The sequence below is a fragment of the Marinomonas sp. A3A genome, assembly GCF_018336955.1.
In the GTDB taxonomy this organism is placed as follows: Bacteria; Pseudomonadota; Gammaproteobacteria; order Pseudomonadales; family Marinomonadaceae; genus Marinomonas; species Marinomonas lutimaris.
The window spans coordinates 3,337,029-3,355,471 of sequence record NZ_CP025532.1; the positions used below are offsets into that span (position 1 = coordinate 3,337,029).

Annotated in this window: 14 protein-coding genes; 3 read left to right on the forward strand and 11 right to left on the reverse strand. The window is 44.5% G+C overall.

Features of this window, described 5'->3' with window-relative positions; genetic code table 11:
• Positions 1-56 precede the first annotated feature (56 nt).
• Positions 57-1,745, forward strand: coding sequence for a carboxylesterase family protein (locus CYL31_RS15585; protein ID WP_212916100.1), 1,689 nt, complete (start codon positions 57-59; stop codon positions 1,743-1,745).
• 61 nt (positions 1,746-1,806) lie between these two features.
• On the opposite strand, the gene CYL31_RS15590 is transcribed toward CYL31_RS15585, so the two are convergent.
• A complete protein-coding gene (locus tag CYL31_RS15590; protein WP_212916101.1) occupies positions 1,807-2,895 on the reverse strand; it encodes an extracellular solute-binding protein in 1,089 nt (362 codons plus the stop codon).
• 257 nt (positions 2,896-3,152) lie between these two features.
• Between CYL31_RS15590 and CYL31_RS15595 the strand changes: the two genes are divergently transcribed.
• Together CYL31_RS15595 and CYL31_RS15600 are read left to right on the forward strand one after the other, a co-directional pair.
• Positions 3,153-3,632 carry a CesT family type III secretion system chaperone gene (locus CYL31_RS15595; protein WP_212916102.1) on the forward strand — a complete coding sequence of 160 codons (480 nt, stop codon included), beginning with the start codon at positions 3,153-3,155 and terminating at the stop codon, positions 3,630-3,632.
• A gap of 8 nt (positions 3,633-3,640) precedes the next feature.
• Positions 3,641-4,540 carry a M91 family zinc metallopeptidase gene (locus CYL31_RS15600; RefSeq protein ID WP_212916103.1) on the forward strand — a complete coding sequence of 300 codons (900 nt, stop codon included), beginning with the start codon at positions 3,641-3,643 and terminating at the stop codon, positions 4,538-4,540.
• Positions 4,541-4,654: 114 nt separating this feature from the next.
• Here CYL31_RS15600 and CYL31_RS15605 read toward each other — a convergent pair whose 3' ends face one another.
• From CYL31_RS15605 to CYL31_RS15650, 10 genes are all read right to left on the reverse strand, one after another.
• Complete coding sequence (locus CYL31_RS15605) at positions 4,655-5,437, reverse strand: cobalt-precorrin 5A hydrolase (protein ID WP_212916104.1); 783 nt, start codon at positions 5,435-5,437, stop codon at positions 4,655-4,657.
• Positions 5,434-6,174 carry a precorrin-2 C(20)-methyltransferase gene (cobI, locus tag CYL31_RS15610; protein ID WP_212916105.1) on the reverse strand — a complete coding sequence of 247 codons (741 nt, stop codon included), beginning with the start codon at positions 6,172-6,174 and terminating at the stop codon, positions 5,434-5,436. The genes CYL31_RS15605 and cobI overlap by 4 nt, the downstream gene beginning before the upstream one ends.
• Positions 6,171-7,517, reverse strand: a complete 1,347-nt coding sequence (gene cbiE / locus CYL31_RS15615) for a precorrin-6y C5,15-methyltransferase (decarboxylating) subunit CbiE (protein ID WP_249411605.1) — start codon at positions 7,515-7,517, stop codon at positions 6,171-6,173. Before cbiE ends, cobI begins: the two co-directional genes overlap by 4 nt.
• 167 nt (positions 7,518-7,684) lie before the next feature.
• On the reverse strand, positions 7,685-8,350 hold the full coding sequence (locus CYL31_RS15620; RefSeq protein ID WP_212916107.1) for a precorrin-8X methylmutase: 666 nt from the start codon (positions 8,348-8,350) through the stop codon (positions 7,685-7,687).
• Positions 8,347-9,135 carry a precorrin-6A/cobalt-precorrin-6A reductase gene (locus CYL31_RS15625; protein WP_212916108.1) on the reverse strand — a complete coding sequence of 263 codons (789 nt, stop codon included), beginning with the start codon at positions 9,133-9,135 and terminating at the stop codon, positions 8,347-8,349. Before CYL31_RS15625 ends, CYL31_RS15620 begins: the two co-directional genes overlap by 4 nt.
• On the reverse strand, positions 9,132-10,286 hold the full coding sequence (locus CYL31_RS15630; RefSeq protein ID WP_212916109.1) for a cobalt-precorrin-5B (C(1))-methyltransferase: 1,155 nt from the start codon (positions 10,284-10,286) through the stop codon (positions 9,132-9,134). The genes CYL31_RS15625 and CYL31_RS15630 overlap by 4 nt, the downstream gene beginning before the upstream one ends.
• 4 nt (positions 10,287-10,290) lie before the next feature.
• A complete protein-coding gene (locus CYL31_RS15635) occupies positions 10,291-11,622 on the reverse strand; it encodes a cobyrinic acid a,c-diamide synthase CobB (RefSeq protein WP_212916110.1) in 1,332 nt (443 codons plus the stop codon).
• A gap of 20 nt (positions 11,623-11,642) precedes the next feature.
• The gene (locus tag CYL31_RS15640) at positions 11,643-13,421 is read right to left on the reverse strand and encodes an ATP-binding protein (RefSeq protein ID WP_212916111.1); all 1,779 of its coding nucleotides are present in this window, start codon (positions 13,419-13,421) and stop codon (positions 11,643-11,645) included.
• 177 nt (positions 13,422-13,598) lie between these two features.
• Entirely contained in the window at positions 13,599-16,304 is a 2,706-nt protein-coding gene (locus tag CYL31_RS15645) for a PAS domain-containing hybrid sensor histidine kinase/response regulator (protein ID WP_212916112.1), read from the reverse strand.
• A gap of 80 nt (positions 16,305-16,384) precedes the next feature.
• On the reverse strand, positions 16,385-18,169 hold the full coding sequence (locus CYL31_RS15650) for a two-component system response regulator (RefSeq protein WP_212916113.1): 1,785 nt from the start codon (positions 18,167-18,169) through the stop codon (positions 16,385-16,387).
• Positions 18,170-18,443 lie beyond the last annotated feature (274 nt).

Below are 18,443 nucleotides of genomic sequence, written 5' to 3' on the forward strand. Positions count from 1 at the left end.
TAAACAAGCAATGGACATCATCAAACAAAATTCTAAAAATAAATGGAGAGATGAGTATGCGAATCAGACATTCAATTCAACAGTGGCTAATCAGCGGACTAGCTATTATTTTTACTGTAACGGCTTATTCCAATCCTATAGTGGCTTTATCGGACACAGCTAAGATAGAAGGCAATAATAGCCAAGGCGTCGATTATTTTTTAGGCATCCCTTATGCAAAAGCTCCGATTGGCTCGTTGCGCTGGCAATCGCCTCAACCAGCAGATCCTATACAAAGCACTTTGCAAGCCACACAAAAAGGCGCGATTTGCCCCCAATGGCAAAAGGGTAAATTTCAAGGCCAAGAAGATTGCCTAAACCTAGACATTTATCGACCAGACCATAATAAAAATAACCTACCCATTCTGATTTACATTCATGGCGGCAATAACCAAACTGGCGAAGCTCACGAGTTTGACCCTAGAGCACTGGCCAAATCATTAGATGCCATCATAGTACAAGTGAACTATCGCCTCGGTGTATTAGGGTTTAATCCACTCAAAGCCATCAAAACCAAAGACCCAATCCAAGCTTCTGGTAATTTTGGACTGTTAGATCAACACGTCGCACTGCAATGGATACAAAAGAACATCAAATATTTTGGAGGGCGCGCCGATCAAATCACGGTAGCTGGCTTTTCCGCCGGCGGGCGAGATGTCATGGCAATGTTAATCTCTCCCCTATTTAAAGACCTATTCCAGCAAGCTATTGTCTTCAGTGGCGGCATGACAACAGCCCCCGTCGTACCAAGCCAAGAAGTTTTCCGCCAAGCGTTTGCTCCACTTATTGTAGAGGACAAGATTAAACCAAATCTGATGGATGCGAAGAAATGGTTAGAAAAAGGTGGTGACAATGTTCTGAACTACCTACAAAAGCAATCCACCGAACGCCTTGCACCACTCATGAAAGGCGCTGGTATACGAATGAGCCACTTCCCACATTTATATAGGGATGGCGTAGTCATACCTAAAGAGGGCTTTGCAACCACCCAATACAACAGCGTCCCAGTCATCATGCTATCTGGGCAAACCGAATTCTCTTTCTTTGCATTAAGTGATCCCTACTTTGTTAAAGCATGGCATTCTGGAACATTAAGCAAGGATCCAATACTACTGAACCAATACCAATTTACCTCAAACTACGGTAGCAAACTTTACAGCCTATTTAATGTTCAAAAATCAGCAGAACAGATGTTTGAACATTATCAGTCACCTATTTATGGTGCTGAAATTGCCTTCGGAACCAATCCTTTTGTCGCACAAAACTCACAAATGGAATTGATCGGATCATTCCATGGTGTCTTTATGCCACTCCTAGATCAAAATTGGCAACAAGCACTTTTAGGGGAGACATTTCAGAAAGCTGGAACGCGGGATCTAGCCAAACACTTTCAAGCTTATTTAAAACGTTTTATTCGTACAGGTAACCCAAATGATCCAGACCTAGTCAACTGGTTAACCTGGTCGCCTGAACATGAACAACAAGGTCAATCATTACTTATCCTAAATGCCAACAAGTACAAAGCCCTCATACAAATGTCATCAAAGTCATACGATGAATCAAACCTTCTTGAAGCGATAAAGAATGACCATCGACTACCAGAGCAAGCCAAAACACAAATGATTAAACATGTGTTAAATGGACGCTGGTTTAGCGATGCCCTAGACCAAGAATTTAATAACCCTTCTTTATGGTCTAAGCAATAAAAAACTTGGCCGAATCACTCTCATGATTCGGCCAAGTTTCTCATCTTAGAAAGTATATAACTTAACGCCCTGTTTTCACTTCTGTCCACAAGCGCGTCATTAAGCGGTCTATTTTAGGGCCGCGTAATTTCTGAGTATAAAGACGCTTTCTCACCTCTGCTGATGGATAAATACCAGGATTATTCGATATTTCTTGGTCTTGCAGCGCTGTTGCTTCCATATTGGGATTAGCGTAAGCAACATAATTAGTAATGTCCGCAATCACTTCAGGCTCCATCAAATAATTCATAAATGTCAGAGCTGAATCAACATTCTTCGCGCCTTTAGGAATAACTAACATATCAAACCAAATCTGCGTACCTTCTTTTGGAATGCTGTAAGCAATCTCAACGCCATTACCCGCTTCTTCGGCACGATCTTTAGCTTGTAAAATATCACCTGACCAGCCAATCGCCACACAAACATCACCATTCGCTAATCCACTCACATAAGCAGAAGAATGAAACTGGCGAACATAAGGACGGACAGAGTCCAATAGTTTTACGCCAGCACTATCTAACGCATAATCTTTTGTATCACGGCTATTTGGATCTTTACCAAGATAATTCAACACCAGTGGATAAAGCTCATCAGCCGAGTCCAAAAACATCACACCGCATTGCTGTAATTTCTTCATATTCTCAGGCTTAAAAACCAAGTCCCAGCTATCAACTGGCGCATCGATGCCTAGCACTTCTTCTACTTTTGCCTTGTTATAGCCAATCCCAGTTGTGCCCCATAAATAAGGCACACCATATTGGTTACCTAGATCGGCATTTTGCAAATAAGCTAGCAACTCAGGATCAATATTTTTCAAATTAGGAAGTTTGGATTTATCTAACTTCTGAAAGACACCAGCTTGAATCTGACGCCCCATAAAGTTCGCGGTCGGAACCACCACATCATACCCAGAGTTCCCGGATAACAATTTCGCCTCTAGCACTTCATTACTATCAAAAACATCAGCCTTAACTTTAATACCAGTTTTCGCTTCAAAGTTATCTATCGTCTGCTCACCAATATAATCAGACCAGTTATAGAATTTCACTTCTTCCTCAGCAAAACCTGCAACAGGCGTCGCAACAGCAGCCATTAATGCCAACTGAGGCATAGTACATCTCAATAAATGGAATAAAGCGCTTTTCATATCTTTGTGCCTCACTTAATGGTGGTTGATATATTGCGTTGAAGTTTAGACCCAGCTACTAAAAACTTAAAGATAGATCAAGAAACAATACTACAAGCAAAAATTCAGCCAAGGTTTTCAACTGAGTTTTTAATAATATTGAAAACGAGTAGGTTAGATTGATAGGAACCAATTAAGCACATAAGCCACTCTATAGAGTGATACTTAAATTGGACTTAAATATGACTAATAACTTATCCAAAAAACTCCAGCACTGGTTACAACATTACCATAGAGACTTAACACTTAATGCTGATGGTACTTGCTACCTAACCGTGAACTCGCAGCTTCAAATACTGCTTATGTCTTCCTTTAACGCAAACACAGTGCATCTTTATTGCCCGTTAATGGTCCTCGACAGTCCTTCCTGTCACCAATTGGCATTGAGCGCATTGACTCTTAATCTCTACAAAGATCCCTCAATACAAGGCGTACTGGGATACGATAATACATCAGAACAACTTGTATACACCTTTGTTTTAGATGAACGACATTACAATAACAATATGCACGAAATGCAATTCCGTAGCGCCCTGAATGATTTTATCCATAATTGCCAAACTCTACTTGAAAGCTTTGAAAAAACACGGCATGGGAATCGCTTATTACCCTATAACGCTATTCCAACCACTCACTCAACCCACTCACTCATGTCGGAGTAAACACCATCATGACAAACAGCATCGCTGCACAAAATCATATTGCTATTGATATACCAAGGGATCATATTGCCATTGATATTCCCCCCTCTCCACAATCTGTCACTCCTGCTCGCACCTTTCCGGCCCAACTGCCTAATGCATCTCAAGACACACTAACGAAAGTAGGTGCCAGCGATGCACATGCTACAAACTCTAATACGATCACTCCTGCAGAATTGCAGCTGCAAAAATCTCAGTTAAATAAGGTCACCGAACAAAGGAGCCCTTTAGTAAACAATCTAAGCATCATTCGCGACGGTGAATATACCAATCATAAAAATGGCGCAGAGTTTACCGATTTTGCTATCGGCGTCAGACAACACCTAACCGAGCTGGCAGAAGTGCCAGCAGGACAAAGGTTATTAAAAACATTAGACTACACTCTGAATGGTAGCCCTTCTAAACACCATGTCAGTATACAAGATTCAGGTCGACAGCCCGGCATTAGAGAGTGGGCCACTTTTGATAATATAGCCGCTGCCGAATTACAAATATCGAAAGAAGGAAAAGCCCAACCTGGTAAAGGTTCAGGGAGTACAATTAGTCACCATACTGATTTCGCTCAACATCTACTACAGGAGAATATGGGGATCAGAATGCCAAGCCAAAGTGACGCCATAGTACTAGGTCATGAGCTGATCCACGCAGCTCGCGCCGCTCAAGGGCTAACCGCTTCAGGAGTGGCAAAGTCAGGCATCGATAAGGAAGAAGTAGCCACCGTAGGAAAACCCGATGGTTCCGAGCCAGAGTGGCCTATAACAACTGAGAATACACTACGCCATGAAATGAATGAACGTATCTTCCGCCATGCCAACTCAGTAAACTCTATGCCCATACGAACGTCATATGGTGATAAACAGATAGATTAATGATATTTACTAAGGGGTTCAAAGGGATTGAGGGGACAGAATCATTGATTTTTCATTCTGACTCACATAAATGACAGTCTTTTGCAGAAAGACCATAGGTTAAATAAATACACTTTAATTATCCGCAGTACAAAACCCTCTCGCCAAAGCGCAGGTCGCTTTGGCGTTTTTGATTTTATTCAAGATAAGCTCTGGCTCTGTACCTGTTTCCATTTGAACGGCTAACAGTGCGGCGGATTCGGCAACGCCATAAACACCGACGGTTTTGAAGGTGTAGTCAGATTTGGTACTTAGAAGAGGTTCCATTGGGGCGAGTTGTTGGGCACTGTAGGTGTTGAAATCCCAGCCATACTTTTTTGCGAGGGCGATAAGGTTGGTCTCATCGGCTTTGATGTCGATGCTGTTTAAGGAGTGGATGTCGCTTGGCGTTAAGCCTTTTTGATTAAGGGCATCCAGCATCAGACTTTCAAGGAATTCCAATGGGCAGTTGCGTTCGCAGCCCATTCCCAAGATGTAAACAGGATTAAGGTAAGGTTTGGCTGTGGTCATAACCAGTTGCGCATCAAGAGATTTGGCCACTTGCGCGCCCCATTCATTCGCACCACCTTCATGGCCAGACAATAAAGGAATGACAAATTTCCCTTCTTCATCCAATACCAAAACTGGTGGATCTTGGTATTTGTCTTGAATCACAGGAGCAAGAGTTCGCATCACGATCCCTGTGGCACAAATGAATACCAACCAATCGCCGTTTTGAAAGGCCGTCTGTACGAACTCGGCAAAAGGTTTTGGTTTGTAGTCCACCACGGCCTCTGGCCAATGATTCTGCAGACCTTGAGACAAAAGTTTGTTGGCCAATCGCTCCCCCGCTGCGGTTAACGCAATAAAACGAATCACCGAGTACCTCGCTCACTTTTGGTCACCACAAACAAGGAAAAATACGGCCCAGCTTTGTCTTCCAAGGTCGACACATCCCGCACGATGCGTTCGTTCTCACGACCTATGTATTCAAGGTATTTCGCGTCTTGCATACGATTGGTTTTACGCAGTGCCATGAGAATACGCGGACGCGCGCGCCCAGCCTTCATGATAACCACACTGTCGTGCTGTTCTAACGCCGTATCAATTTGCTGTGCCGTATGACGACCGCTAACCACAGCGAAGGACTCTTTCAACACGGTTAACGGATGATTCAAGGCAGACGATGCGGCATTAATTGACGACACACCAGGGACAACTTGGCATTGGAAATCGCCTTCTAGACGCTCCAATAAATAAGCGAAAGAACCAAAAAACAACGGGTCACCTTCGCACAAGAAAACCACGTCTTTGCCTTGTGATAATTCGTCAGCAATGGCTTTTGCGCCATTGTCGTAAGCTTCATTTGCCAATGAACGATCTGTGGACATCGGCATGACAATGGCAATTTCATTTTGCGCATGGGTCACACCAGCGAACGCTTCACTGGCGATGGTTTTCGCTTGGGAACCACCTTCGTCGTTGGCAAGGTAACTCACCACGCTGGCGCGCTGAATCAAACGTAAGGCTTTTAAGGTGATCAATTCTGGATCCCCTGGCCCAACGCCAACACCAATGAATCGGCCTGTTTTTTGTGAGGTTTCCGAGGCACTCATTGTGCGTTTTCCTTATGATTTGTATTGATAGCCGATGTTGAGGCCGTATATTTTCTAAAATGATAAAGCGTCACAGGCAGACTAGGACGAAATAAACGCTGCCCTGCCAATCGCTCACCTTTGCCAATCGACACTTGTAAGCTTTGTTCGTCTGCGTCTTGCGCTTCATCTCGCTGTTGGGCAAATTGCATAACCTGATATTTTGTCTCTTCAGTAACAGCACAGACCATCAAACAACCATCATCAGGCAACAAATCCCACATTTGCGACATTAACGCCACCAATTCACCATCACTGCCACCAATAAAGACTTTATTGGGTTTGCCATTATATTTCTTGCTGTCGGCAAGCAAATCCACCAGCACCTCTGGTGCACGACCAGCCACAATAGATAAATTCTGCATGACGCCAAAACCTTCTTGGTTGGCGGTTAAACAGGCTAATCTATCTGGATGATGTTCAATGGCAATAATCTGGCTGCGTGGATGCCAATAGGCCATTTCCACACTCACACCACCACAGCCAGCGCCAATATCCCAAACCGTGTCACCTTGCTGAATGTCCATGTAAGACAAAATCGCCAAACGCACTTCTCGCTTGGTAATCATGCCTTTGCCATCTCCCTTGTCCGTAACAAAAGCCGTATCCGGGATACCAACTGAGCTAGGATAAAAAGAGGCTTGCTGGCTGGTTTTCAGCACAACCACATTAAGCGGATCCCAATCTATTTCTGTATCTAATAAAGACTTGGCAACAAAATTACGGACTTTTTCTTGTTCATAACCCAAGGCCTCACACACTGTGATCTCACTTTGATCAAGGCCAGCTTGCACGCATTCTTGCGCAATGTGTTGGGGTTGACTATATTGATCCGTCAGCAAAACTAAGGTCTTATTCGACTGCAAATAACGACGTAACGAAGCCAATGGACGACCGTGCAAACTCACCGCTTGCACCTCTTGCAGGGACAAACCAAGACGATGACAGGCCGCTTGAATACTGGAAACATTCGGATAAAAGCGTAGATTTTCAAGCGAAAAAGTACGCATCAACCAAGCGCCAATGCCGTAATACAGCGGATCGCCAGAAGCTAACACCACCACCTGCTTCGCCCCTTCGGATTGCCAATTGGCAAAGGCCTCTTTCAACATGCTGAGTTTGGGCAGATCTTCACGACGAGCCAGATGGGCATAGTGTGTGATGGTGTCATGCTGACGCGGAGCACCTAAGACCACATCATGCGCCGACAAGCTCGCCAAAACCGCCTGCGCCGCCTCCTCCAAATATGCCACTTGATTAACGCCCAAACCGATTACATGGATTGGCATTTGTGTGTGTTTCATAAACCTACTTCCATTCAATGCCATTAAATTAAGCTAGGTGGATTAACAAAAATAAAAAACGGATAACAAGAACCTTGGTATTTGATTCACGCTGACGCGTTGAGCTTGCGAAACAGGCGCAAGTATTTTTTATTTTAAGAACTGAATACCAAGGCTCATGGAATGCATTAATAATACTCGCCAATATTGCAGCGCAACAATGCATTACAACTGGCCGATGTCACGGCGCTGCCACCCATTCGCCCTAGCAAGGTGATGCATTCAATGCCCAATTTCTCATGGGCTTCCCACAGTGCCTCCTTCGATTCCGCCGCGCCGACAAAGCCCACCGGCATACCAATAGTCAAAGCGGGTTTAGGGGCACCTTGTTCTATCATTTCCAATAAACGAAACAAGGCGGTTGGCGCATTACCAATTAATACCACACTGCCAGCCAGTGCTTCTTGCCATAAACTCAGCGCCGCCATAGAACGAGTTTCGCCTTTGCTTTTGGCCAACTCTGCGGTACGAGGGTCGTTCAAAAAGCACAAGGGTTCCTGGGTTATCATGCGCTTGGTCACCCCTTGCTTGACCATTTCCACATCGCACAAAATCGCGCCATTGTTGGCTAATGCCTCGCGCCCTGCTTGGGTGGCATTGGCACTGAATCGTACTTGCTCCGCCACATCTGGCAAGCCAAGGCTGTGCACCACGCGCATTACCACTTGCTGCTGATCTTGGCTTAAGCCAGATAAATCGGTTAACTCGCGAATTTGGCGAAAGCTGTCTTGCTCAATGGCTTGAGGGTTGTTTTCGTATTTTTTTTCGTATTGAGAGTCGTTCGAAAAAGTCACTGTTGGCTGTCTTTTGGTTGATTCTTACTATGGATAGAGTTCTTGCCCCAAGCCGCTATACAAGCTTGCAAACAATCTTCTGTGTCATGAAATTCACGTTCGGCCGCTGGCAACAATGGCCGAGCATGCAATAAAACGGGAACAGATAATTCTCTGGCGGCAACAAGCTTTGAATACGTCGCCATGCCGCCGCTGTTTTTACTAACGATCACATCAATGCCGTGATCCACTAACAATTGACGCTCGTCGTCTAAAGCAAACGGCCCAATGGCTTTTATCCAATGGACCTTGTCAGAGAGAGCAAACTTGGGCGCCACTGCTGTTCGCCATACGATGCGCTCAATGCTTGGCAGTTGTAAAATACCTTTTAATAACGCTTCGCTCATCTGCCCAGCACTTAATAGCGGCACGCGGAATCCATCGAGCTTAGCTAGTAAATCGGCGTCGTCTTGGTAATCTTCCCAGTTATCGCCCGCTTCTTGTTGCCAAGCAGGACGATGAAAACGCCAGCAGGGAATACCGACTTCTTTGGCGGCCATGACCGCTTTGCTGCTCATGGTTTGCGCATAAGGATGGGTAACATCCAAAATCGCGCCGATATTATTGCCTTTTAAATACTGAGCTAATCCACCAAATTGGGTAAAGCCGCCGACCACTAACTGACAATCGACTTTTGGTACTCGAACCAAGCCAGCCAAACTGTAGATGACGCTTAAACCCTCTTTGTGTAACGCGTCAGACAGGTGCCGAGCATCGGCGGTACCGCCCAATAATAAAATCTTCATGACTTGTCTCGTTTTGAGTTATCAGCATCCAAGGCTTTGCCAACAAATTGCCCTTTGCGATCAATCGCCCAGACTTCTAACGCTATGTGAGCGGGAATGTACTGTCGTGCAAAGTCTAATGCTTGTTGACAGATGGCATCGGCCAGTGGCAAACCGTCAGACATGGCAAACGACAAAGCTTCCACGCTGGTGTTGGCGTTTATCATGCGCTCCTGCAAAGCATTATCGGCTCCTAAACTGGCCGCCAGCTTTGCCAAAGCGCCAAGGTCGATACTAGACGCTCGACTGTTCAAATCCATATGATGCTGAGCAAGCTTGCTGATCTTACCAAAGCCGCCACAAATACTGAGTTTCTGTAATTGTGTCGAACTGTTTAGCTTGGCAGAGTCGGCTTGCTCGACTTTTTTAATGTGTTTCAACACAGCACCAACAAAGTCGCCCATTTCGATCAAGGCCATATCATCAAGCAGATAATGGCTTTTTATGGCGTCTTCGCTGGCGTTGCCTGTGGTTGCAGCAATGTGGGTCAAGCCATTCGCCCGAGCCACATCGATACCTTGATGAATAGACGCAATGTAAGCCGCACAAGAAAAAGGACGCACAATGCCCGTTGTGCCGAGAATCGAGAGTCCGCCCAAAATTCCCAAACGTGGGTTCATGGTTTTTTGTGCAATCTGCTCGCCATTAATCACGCCAACAGAGACATCAAATCCCCCTTGGTAATGATACGTTTGCGCAAAGCCCTCTAAATGCTCGGTCATCATTTTGCGCGGTACAGGGTTAATCGCTGGTTCGCCCACATCAAGCAGCAACCCTGTTCGAGTCACGATTCCCACTCCTTGCGCGGCATGGAAACGCACACCTTGTTCTGGGGACAATCTTAGCTCAACAAATAAAGTCGCACCGTGGGTCGCGTCTGGGTCATCACCGGCGTCTTTGATAGTCGATGTCTTCATACCTGCATCAATGGTTTGATACTCGATAATAGGTAAATCGACCACCTTGCCTTTTGGTAAGGTGACGCTTACGCTTGAATCTTGTTTTTGGGCAAAAAGTGCTTGTGCCGCGGCGACACAACAGGCCGTCGCACAAGTTCCGGTGGTTAAACCAGTACGCAGTGGCGCGGGCGATTCAGCACTTTCGGGCCACATTCTTTTAGTTACCTTTTCCTAAAAAAATCTTGGCGGTGACACCAAGATTCGAAGGAAAGAACAAATGCAGATAACTGGCGGTTAGCCCTTTTTGCTGATAAATCGCTTCCCCTGGGGCTGGATGTCGCTGACGACGACCATAGCCGACAGGTTCTGGCGTATTGGCACTGCGAGATCTATGATGAGCGTGACCACGAATTTCACCTTGTGGAATCACGGCGGTTTGCATACCTTGGCAACCGCGTTTACCACGCATCGCGCCTTGCCCCGATAAAATGCCCACCATGGGATAACATTTATCCTCTAAGTCAGTTAGATCGTCCAAGCTATAAAGCATGCCGCCACATTCTGCCAAAATGCCTTTGCCAGTCTGGTAAAAATCTTTGATCGCCTGACGCATGGATGAATTTTCTGACAAGGCTTTCGTGTGTAATTCAGGATAACCGCCCGGCAACCAAAGCGCATCGGCCTCGGGCAAGGTTTGATCCTTCAGGGGCGAGAAAAACACCAGATTCGCCCCTAAGTTTTTAAGGGCGATAAGATTCGCATCATAGATAAAACTAAATGCGGCATCCTTGGCAATAGCAATGGTTTTTCCCAATAAACTTTGTTCAATGGTGTGTTCCGCATCAACTTGGCTGGCAGGAGAAAAAGGCACTGCACTAGGTAATTCCAGCAATCCGGTATCTTGCGTTTCTTTTAGCCATTCAACGGCGGCTTCAAAGCGCACTTCTAGCTCGTCTTTTACCTCATCCGCTTGCACCAAACCTAAGTGACGCTCAGGCAAGGTAATCTCTTCATCGCGCTTTAAGGTTGCAAGCAAAGGCAAGCTTGCAGGCAGCGCATCGCGGATCAATTCCGCATGACGTTCGCTACCACAGCGGTTGGCAATCAAACCGGCTACTTGCACATCATCACGAAAATTCGCCAAGCCAGTAGCTACTGCGGCGGCTGTTTGCGCCATGCCTTTCACGTCCATCACAATGGCCATGGGAATACCAAAACGCGCCGCTAAATCCGCACTGGATGGTTCCCCATCAAACATGCCCATGGCACCTTCCACCAAGATTAAATCCGCCACTTTCGCGGCTTGATAAAGTTTGTCCTGGCAATAATCTTCGCCTGCCATCCAAATATCCAACTGCTCTACAGGCTGCTTAGACGCTTGTGCTAAAATTTGCGGATCAAGGTAATCGGGGCCGGTTTTAAACACACGAACCACTTTGCCTTGATTGGTAAAATAACGCGCCAAGGCGGCAGTAATGGTGGTTTTTCCTTGATTCGACGCAGGCGCCGTCAAAAATAACGCAGGACAATGAACAACGGAAGTGGTCATAAAGCGGTCTCTAAAAGTGTCTAAAAGTTCTCTAAAAGAGAGCTCAATAAAACGTATTGTGCGCCCAAATGCTGGGCAATATCCTGACCTCGGCCACGCTTAACTGGCGCATTTTCAGTATCGATCAATACAGTGTTGCCCTGTAAAACCAGATCCGATACATCGGCTTGAGTGCGCCCATCGGTCAATATGTAAGTTTGGCTATGTAATCCCGCAGTTGCTTTATGCTGTTGCGCCAAATACTGACTGGCGTTTTCTATGGCAATGCGAAACGGGGTACCGCCACCCGCACCTAAATCATCTAGTAAGTCTGAGATTTCCTTGGGAGCACGGACTTTTGGCAAAATCGACGACACACCGTCTTGCCCAAAACCTAAAATAGCAATCTGTTCTCTGGCTAAATACACACGATTGGCAATGTCTAAAATGACACCTTTAGCTTGAGCAAAAACACCTTGGCTCAAGGTTGACGCCGAGGTATCCAACAACACCAAGTGCAAAACAGATTGGCCAGTTTTTGCAGGCTTATGTGTAAGATTTTTCGGTGGCCATTCTTGCGGCTGACTGACAATACTACGAAACCAATCAATGCCATCCGCTGATTTAAGATCAACAGATTGCGCAGCATCAGGACGATAACCGCCCAGCTGCTTGCCTTTGCGCTTTCCCGGCGTCACCTCATCAATGCGAGCATTAGCTGAGCTTCTTTTGTTCGACTCATCATGAATGGCGACACGAATCGGCGCGCTACTAGCAAGCGCTTGTGGCTCCATACTTCCCCACTCACCTGAGCTATTTTGCTCATTTGTCAGATTGTCTTGAAAGCTTTCTTGTTCTTGTAGCTGATTACCTTTGTTTTGTGAACGCGAACTATCAGGACGACGAGAAGGCGGTGGGCTTGGAGGCTGTGACTGGTTCTGAGCTTTAGCTTGGCGTCTATGTACCAACACCAAATCTTCCACCGCTTGGATATCGTCCAGAGCAACGACTTTTGCACCACGCCAAGCAGCATGAGTCATCGCGGCTCGAATCCAAACAATGTCGCCACGCACGCCATCAATATTTGCTAACTGACAGCGAGTCGCGACTTCTAAACGTAATTCATCAGAACAGCGCACTTGTGCTAAAGCTTGTCTTGCTAAACGAATGCTGTTTTTTAAGTTGCGTTGTTTGTATTTAAAAGCATCGCAAAATGCTTGAGAGTCTTGATCGTATTCATCTCGCAGACGAACAATCTGTACGCGCTCTTCAAGGCTGTATTGATTCACTAATTCAACCATTAACCCAAAGCGATCTTTCAGCTGAGGACGCAATTCACCTTCGTCTGGATTCATGGTGCCAACCAATAAAAAGCGAGCCGCATGTTCATGGCTGATGCCATCACGCTCAACACGGTTTACACCGCTGGCGGACACGTCCAAAAGTTGGTCAACTAAATGGTCGGCAAGCAAGTTCACTTCATCGACATACAAGACGCCGCCATGGGCTTTACTCAATAAGCCGGGCTTAAAAGCGACTTGTTTGTCTTGCAAAACTTGCTCTAAATCCAACGCACCAAGCAACCGATCTTCGCTGGTACCAAGAGGTAGAGTGGCAAAAGGAACCGGTTCTTCACCCTGTAACGCTGGCATGACACCAGACAAACCGCGAGCCAAGGTAGACTTTGCCGATCCACGCGGACCGCTTATCAAAACACCGCCAATTTGTGGGTTAATCGCACACAAAATCAACGCCAGTTTCAACGGCTCTTGCCCCGCCACTGCGGTAAAAGGAAAGTCACTAGAGGCTAAACGGGTCATTGAGCTACCTGTTGCGGTTCGTTAAGGTCAAAAAGAAAATCATAAGTCGTCTATTGTAGGCGTTTTCCCTATGATTTGTCTTGTTTGACCTTATCTATGTGACCTATTCATGTCAAACCTAAAGCCTTCAGCATGCCGTGAATGAAACGCATGACTTTGAATAAACGCTGTAGGTTATTATTTCTCTGTCTGATACTTATCAACCAATGCTTCTACTAAGCCTAAATCAAACTGATTGATCGCCGCCTGAAGGTTTTTTTGCTGATTAGACGGCAATAACTTGCGTAATAACTGAAATATCTCTTCGGTGGTTTGCACATCACCACTTTGGGCGGCTAGCAATAATGGCTGCCAATCTTCGATGGTTAACTGTCGTGATGGCTCTGTTGGTTCAGCAGGCTGAATTTCGTCATCAGACAATTCATGCGAATCGTTTTGTCTTGCCGTAGTTTCAATAATCGGCACAAACCTCACATCAAGATGTGCCACTAAGGCTTTGTAAATATCTTCTATTTGATAAGGCTTGGCGATGACTTGCCAAAAACCATCGTCCAAGAGGGCTTGCTGTTCATGCACCAATGTCGATGCCGTTACCGCAATGACTGGAATAATTTGCTCTTTATCTTCTTTTTGAATGAATTTTAATAAATCGATACCCGTTTTATTGGGCATACGAATGTCTGTCATCACCAAATCTGGCGGATTCAAGGCAAACGCTTTTATGGCTTGTTCACCGTCTTCAGCTTCGATGACCTGACAACCCGCTTTTTCTAACAAAGACACGAGAATATCTCGCGACCATTCATCATCTTCTGCCACCAGTACTCTGATGGGATTATTTAATCTCATATTTAGAAGTGAATCTTGCTCGTCACCAGCAAGCATTTCATCACCTTCTACTTTAGACAATGGTAAATCGACAATAATTTGAGTGCCAACACCTTCACTGCTTTTTACCGATAATGAGCCTTGCATCAATTTAACGAGAGTCGTTGATAACGCCAAACCTAGCCCTGTCCCGCCTGATGCTTCACCCGCTTTACCTTGCATAAATGGCGTAAACAGATGCTCCATCAGTTCAGCCTCAATTCCTGGCCCAGTATCTTCGATGCTGATATGAATACGCTCTTCTACAATCTGAACGACCGTTTTCACATAACCTTGAAGGGTAAACTTCACTGCATTACCTAAAAGGTTGGTAATGATTTGTTGAAATTTGACGGGATCTATCCAGACAAACTGCCGCTCATCAATATCACACTCAACAATAAGATCTAGCCCCTTCTCCTGAGCTTGACCTTGGAAAAGCTTGCCTATCTGACTCACTTCACGGCAAAGATTCACTTTTTGCTCGTGTAGAACCAGCCGTCCAGATTCTATGCGAGCAATATCTAAAATATCGTTAATCAAGCCTAATAAGCGATTCCCAGCACTGGCAATGGATAGAAATCTTGTTCTGGAGACTCCGGTTAATTGATTATCTTCACTGATCAATTGCGCGTAACCAATGATGGCATTTAACGGCGTGCGAATTTCATGACTCATATTGGCTAAGAAATGACTTTTTGCCTGGTTGGCTTGCTCAGCCGCTTCTTTTGCTTGCTCTAACTGCATAGAAACATGTTTTTGCTCCGTAATATCACTCATGATGTCACCAACAGAAGTTGCATGCCCATTTTCATCGCGCAATAGAAAATAGGTTTCATAAGTGGAAAATATACGCCCATCCAAGCTTTTAGCCTGCAATTCTCCCTCCCAAACACCATGCTCTCTAACGTAAGGAGTTACGGTTTCTTTGAGAAATTTCTGGCTAGCTTCGGGGTAAAATTCAAGATAGTTAAATCCACTCAAAGGCGCATCACTGGCCTCTTCATCCACACCAAGAAGCATGCGTATTTTTTTATTAAAGTAAGTAATATCTCCCTCTAAAGTTGCCATTGCAAAGCCTTGCGCAGAATTATCGGCAAAGCTTTTAAAGAGTTTTAGTTGACTAAAAAGTCGGTGACGTTCGGTAATATCGCGTGCAATGCCTAAGGTGCCACGAAAGTTAATTGAAGGCTCAATGACAGGAACTCTATGAACTTCAAACAAACAGGGCTCGCTGCCATCTTTTGGGTAACCCCAGCCTTGCTCATGGGATGTTATGCCAGTTTGCAAAGGAACTTCACCTGCATTTTGATAATAAGCCCCCTTTCCATCCAAATTTAACTCTAAGTCACTTTTTCCTTTTATTTCTTGCGCAGTAAGTTGGTTAAAATCTAAGAACGCTTGATTACAGTCGAGATAGTTCCCCTGCTCATCTTTAGACCAGACAATGTCAGGAATATTATTGAGTAACGAGGACAAGGTAAGTTCACGCCGTCTTGATTCTTCACGAGCAACAATCAGGGCATTTTCAGTCTCGACCCAGTATCCTATTTCTTCGAAAATGCCTGCTGCACTCAAAACTCGCTGATTATTATCTCTACGGGTAACGCTACCGCGCATTTCTATCCAGAAAGGTTTATTTAGGTGATTTTTAATCTGTAGGCGTATAACTTTGTGGGCATGATCCGTTTCAGGCTCAAGTAACTCGGTTGTCCATCTATTAAAAGTAATTTGATCTTCTGGTGACAAAAACGCTAGTAAATCACTAAGGCTCTTAGGTGTTTTTTGTTCTTCAAAGCCGAGCTGCATAAAAAATTCAGAAGAAGCATACATACGCCCGGCTTCAGGAAACCACTCCCAAACACCAGCGTTGGTTGCCAAAATCGCTCTTGAATAGCGACGTTGTAACAACTTAAAGCGAAAAAGAAAAGCGAGCTGCAAAGCAACCAAGACAAAAGCCGTAAGGCAAAATAAACCAACAAATACTTTAAGTAAAATGGGAAACTCTATATCCATGATTAATCCCTAAGAGCACCAGAAGTGACTTTATTGACTTTAAAAGACCAGCATAAAATCATGCAAGCTCAGCCGTCGCGCTAAAGTTTTTCCGGCTTATGAAAAAAGTAACCCTGTCCCCATTCGACACCCAGCGTTTTAAGCTTATCCACAATACTTTGGTTTTCTACAAACTCAGCAACGACAGGTTTATTAAGCATTTTTGCTAACTTCACAATAGAATCAACCATACCGTAGTGTATTTCGTTTACATGCATGTCTTTAATAAACATGCCATCAATCTTAATCAAATCAAAAGGTAAATCCATCAGATACGCAAACGATGAAAAACCAGTGCCAAAGTCATCTAACGCAATGGTGCAACCATGCTCATGAAGCAAAGCCATGAACCGCCGAGTATCTGAAAAGTTGTTGAGCGCTTCCGTTTCGGTGATTTCAAAGCAGAATTTACTGCCATCTAATTGATAGTACTTTAACTGCCCAACAATAAACTCAGCAAAGTTCGATTGTCTTACCGACAGCGCAGATACATTCAAAGCTACTTGATCAATTTCGTCCCACAAATCATAACGTTCTGACAACTGCTGCATGGTATTACTAATCACCCAGCGATCAATTTTGGAGACAATACCAAAACGCTCAGCCGCGCGAATAAAGTCATTAGGGTAAATCAAACTTCCCGTTTCTTCGTCTCTCAGTCGAACTAAAATTTCTATTTTCTTTTTTGGCTCATCATGGATCAATGAACAAACTTGCTGAAAATGAACTTCGAATAAATCTTTATCGAGGCCATCGATAATTCTCAGCCCCCAATTTAAATTACCTCTATGCTCATCATAAGCAAGGTCTTTGGCGTTTTTGATAATTCGAGAATGAATCCCCGACTTTTTACTTGAGTAACAAATCTCATCAGCTAGCATGACAACTTGTTCAAAAGACACCATATCAAGTGTGATAGGAATCGCTACTTGCGTCACCGTCATTCGAAACTGACGCTCATCCCAGACAAATGCAAAGTCCTTGAAGCCTTGTTGTAGTAAACGGAAAAAAGATTCGACCGCTTCGTCACCGCCTTTACTAATAACAATAGCAAATTTATCACCACTTAAACGCGCACAGAAATCTCGTTGAGGATCAGCAAGTTCACTCATCATAATGGCCAACTGATGCAACAATTCATCGCCAGCGATGCAGCCGCAAGAATCGTTTATCAAACGAAATTCGTTCACGTCGATTAAAATAAAATACGGTATATGCTCAGCGGTTTTAGCTTGGACTCCAGAAATGAGATGAGATATGTGTTCGTCTAATGCATCGCGGTTATAAAGTTGGGTTACGAAGTCGTGCTGGGCAAGATACTTTAGTCGATCTTGCATATAACGTCTTTCGTTCACTTCTTTTCGAAGATTTCGATTTACTAAATTCAGATCAGCCGTGCGCTCACGAACCTTCTCTTCTAATGATGATGTGAGTTCTCTTAGCTCATTAACAAGTTGGTATTTCTCTAATTGGTGCTGGACTCTAGAACGAACCTCTTCAATACGAATAGGCTTGCTGATGTAATCATTACCGCCAGCGTCAAATCCACGACTGATATCATCGGCTAACGCAGTAACAAAAATAATAGGCACATCTTTATGATACGGATGAGAGCGAATTCGGCGACAAGTTTCAAATCCGTCAATCCCTCCCATCATGACATCTAACAAAATTAAGCATGGCTGAGTTCTTTCTAATAGCTCCAAAGCTCGTTCACCGGAGTTCGCCACAGAAATTTGGCAATCCAGTGCATCCATTACTTCCTTTAAAATGCGTAAATTCTCTGGAACATCATCGACAATTAACACCGTTGGAGACTGCTTCATACCTAGCTATGCCTTTTCTATGATTTACCAATCACTTGAATAAAGTAATTAAAACGCCACGATCGAACAATTCTTAAGTAATACGCCTAAATATTACCTCTGTTTCTTACTGAATATCCATCTAAGTTATCCATAAAAAAATCTAATGCACAAATTTGATGTAAATCTTAAGTGAAAATAAAGTCATATTATAAGACGAAGCAAAACGATGGCTTGTAGAGAATTGTAACCTCAAACCTTTAATTAAAAACTCTCAACCTAATGTATAGATAAA

Coding starts and splice junctions, on each gene's coding strand:
- CYL31_RS15590 (WP_212916101.1), bottom strand. CDS start 2,895: ATGCCTCAGTTGGCATTAATGGCTGCTGTTGCGACGCCTGTTGCAGGT.
- cbiE (WP_249411605.1), bottom strand. CDS start 7,517: ATGAAACACACACAAATGCCAATCCATGTAATCGGTTTGGGCGTTAAT.
- CYL31_RS15600 (WP_212916103.1), top strand. CDS start 3,641: ATGACAAACAGCATCGCTGCACAAAATCATATTGCTATTGATATACCA.
- CYL31_RS15630 (WP_212916109.1), bottom strand. CDS start 10,286: ATGTGGCCCGAAAGTGCTGAATCGCCCGCGCCACTGCGTACTGGTTTA.
- CYL31_RS15650 (WP_212916113.1), bottom strand. CDS start 18,169: ATGAAGCAGTCTCCAACGGTGTTAATTGTCGATGATGTTCCAGAGAAT.
- CYL31_RS15595 (WP_212916102.1), top strand. CDS start 3,153: ATGACTAATAACTTATCCAAAAAACTCCAGCACTGGTTACAACATTAC.
- CYL31_RS15640 (WP_212916111.1), bottom strand. CDS start 13,421: ATGACCCGTTTAGCCTCTAGTGACTTTCCTTTTACCGCAGTGGCGGGG.
- CYL31_RS15625 (WP_212916108.1), bottom strand. CDS start 9,135: ATGAAGATTTTATTATTGGGCGGTACCGCCGATGCTCGGCACCTGTCT.
- CYL31_RS15645 (WP_212916112.1), bottom strand. CDS start 16,304: ATGGATATAGAGTTTCCCATTTTACTTAAAGTATTTGTTGGTTTATTT.
- CYL31_RS15585 (WP_212916100.1), top strand. CDS start 57: ATGCGAATCAGACATTCAATTCAACAGTGGCTAATCAGCGGACTAGCT.
- cobI (WP_212916105.1), bottom strand. CDS start 6,174: ATGAGTGCCTCGGAAACCTCACAAAAAACAGGCCGATTCATTGGTGTT.
- CYL31_RS15635 (WP_212916110.1), bottom strand. CDS start 11,622: ATGACCACTTCCGTTGTTCATTGTCCTGCGTTATTTTTGACGGCGCCT.